Source organism: Vibrio sp. Vb0598 (assembly GCF_033338935.1).
GTDB classification, from domain to species: domain Bacteria; phylum Pseudomonadota; class Gammaproteobacteria; order Enterobacterales; family Vibrionaceae; genus Vibrio; species Vibrio alginolyticus.
In genome coordinates this window covers 1-1077 of sequence record NZ_JAWOTP010000268.1, presented here as the reverse complement: position 1 = coordinate 1077, position 1077 = coordinate 1, and the positions used below count along the sequence as shown (strand labels likewise).

Sequence of the window (1077 nt, the reverse complement as noted above, 5' to 3'; positions counted from 1 at the left end):
AAATAAGCTTAAGCAGCTTTGGTCAAGTAGCCAACGAAATCTTGTTCTATCCGCTGTTCTCGCGGCGATTGTAGCGGCGATCATTGTGGTTGCGCTTTGGAGTTCTTCTCAAAGCTTCCGTCCGCTTTACAGCCAACAAGAGCGATTCGATATTGGTGAGATTGTCTCGGTCTTAGAGAGTGAAGGTGTGAGCTACCGCATGCAGGAGCAGAACGGCCAAGTGCTGGTTCCTGAAGGTGAGGTGGCTCGCATTCGTATGTTATTGGCGTCAAAAGGTGTAAAAGCGAAACTGCCAACCGGATTGGATTCGCTGAAAGAAGACAGCTCATTAGGTACCAGCCAGTTTATGGAGACTGCGCGTTACCGTCATGGTTTAGAAGGTGAGTTAGTACGCACTATCATGTCGCTAAACTCGGTAGCGAATGCGCGTGTTCACCTTGCGATTCCTCGTCAAACTTTGTTTGTTCGCCAAAACGGTGAAAACCCGTCTGCATCTGTCATGCTCGAACTCAAACCGGGTGAAGACCTTAAGCCAGAACAGGTTGAAGCGATCATCAACTTGATCGTCGGCAGTGTGACGGCAATGAAGCCTGAGTTTGTTTCTGTCATTGACCAATATGGCCGATTGTTGAGTGCAGATGTGGCGTCAGCAGAAGCGGGCAAAGTAAACGCGAAGTATCTGGAATACCAAAAGAACGTTGAGAAGCAAATCATCCAACGTGCGGCAGACATGCTAACGCCGATTGTTGGTCCTAGTAATTTCCGCGTTCAGGTTGCAGCCGATATGGATTTCAGCCAAGTGGAAGAAACGCGAGAAATCCTTGATAACGCGCCAGTGGTTCGTAACGAACACACCATTCAAAACAATTCGATTGACCAAATCGCGCTTGGCGTACCAGGTTCTCTCAGCAACCAGCCTCCAGTGACTGGTGACGCGGCGACAAACGACAGCCAAAACACCAATGCGCGTTCTGAAGTGAATCGTCAATATGCGGTTGGCAGCAGCGTGCGCCGTACTCAGTACCAACAAGGTCAGATTGAGAAATTGAGCGTATCGGTTCTATTGAACTCAAAAGC

At 49.0% G+C, this 1077-nt stretch carries 1 protein-coding gene; it reads left to right on the top strand.

From position 1 onward, the window contains the following. The coding region (gene fliF, locus R7Q38_RS24610) for a flagellar basal-body MS-ring/collar protein FliF (protein ID WP_318114689.1) at positions 1 to 1077 on the top strand (1077 nt) is incomplete at both ends.